The sequence below is a fragment of the Flavobacterium muglaense genome, from assembly GCF_014305155.1.
GTDB classification, from domain to species: domain Bacteria; phylum Bacteroidota; class Bacteroidia; order Flavobacteriales; family Flavobacteriaceae; genus Flavobacterium; species Flavobacterium muglaense.
In genome coordinates, this window is record NZ_JACRUK010000114.1 from 1 (window position 1) to 1,380 (window position 1,380).

At 36.7% G+C, this 1,380-nt stretch carries 1 pseudogene; it reads left to right on the top strand.

Features of this window, described 5'->3' with window-relative positions:
* Window positions 1-401: 401 nt before the first annotated feature.
* Window positions 402-968 (top strand): annotated as a pseudogene (locus tag H8R24_RS18005) (transposase).
* Window positions 969-1,380: the final 412 nt, after the last annotated feature.

Below are 1,380 nucleotides of genomic sequence, written 5' to 3' on the forward strand. Positions count from 1 at the left end.
GCTCTACCGCTGTTTTGATTGGAATCATAAAAAATGCTATTGGCAGACACTGCACCACTTATTTTTAAGGGTCTACCTCTACCTATAAAACCGCCTACATTCTCTAAATCTACATTTTGAGAAAAACCTACAGTTGTCAAGGCTAGGAATAGCAAGACTAACTTTATTTTTATACTAAATGTTGCTCTCAAAATGGATTCACTATTGTTTTTTTATTATGTAATTGATGCTTGTTGTTTTGATTGACGACCCGATCGCTCGGATATGTAAAAAAGTCTCTTAAGTACCATAGCGCGGATTTGCAATCCGTGCCCATAAAGCAAATCTACACGAAAAGAACGAAATTAGAGCTATGTGATTGTTTTATTTGTAGCTTTTATTGTATTTTTTAATAAAAAAGGATGTCGACAAAATACAAAGCAACAACAATAGATCAGGCATATTTTATCACCATAACAACTGTAGGTTGGGTTGCTGTTTTTACGCTACTCAACCAAAAGTACAATATTGTCAAGAGAAAAAAGGACTTGAAATATATGGGTATTGTATTATGCACAGTCATATACATTTAATGTGCAAAGCCACAAATGGTTTTATTTTATCGGATGTCATGCGTGATTTTAAAAAATATACCTCAAAGAAAATTATTCAAAATATTATGGAAGAGCCAGAGAGTCGTAGGGAGTGGCTTTTGGCTTATTTTGAAAAAGCGTGTGCGCATCTTAAAAGAGATCAAAGTTATAAAGTATGCTTCGCCAATTCGCACTTTCAGGCTCGGGTGGCAAGATGGATATCACGCTGAAATAATAGAAACCAATTGGTTCATAAAACAAAAGGTTGATTATATCCACAACAATCCTGTAAAAGATAAAGTAGTTGCCTTGCCAGAGGATTATTATTTTGGTTCTGCTAGAAATTATGCGGGCTTACACAATGATTTAGATGTTTTAATGTTGGACTTATTTTAGATTGTCGATTTACTGTGTGGGCACGTATTGGAAATCCGCGCTATCGTGCGTAGAGACATATCCGCGCTATCGAGTGAATCGAGTATTGTACGTAGAGATATATCCGCGCGATCGGGATTTTGTCCAAATAAGATTGTCTTCAACTCTGGTCATGTATTTGAATTATCTTAGTTAGTCGCGTTGCAAACGCTTTGTTTTGCCTAAACCTGTAAGTAGGCACTCGTTGCAAACGAGCACCAGAGGGGGTCTTCTAGAAAACATAAATGTTGTTGTAGAACGCTGTGCGAAGCCCGCTCCCCGAAGTCTTCTAGAAAACATAAATGTTGATGTAGAAAGCTGTGCGAAGTCTCCCGACTTCGTACCCACTCCTATATGCCGTTCCAATTTTCTAAAACTCAATATTCATTATATT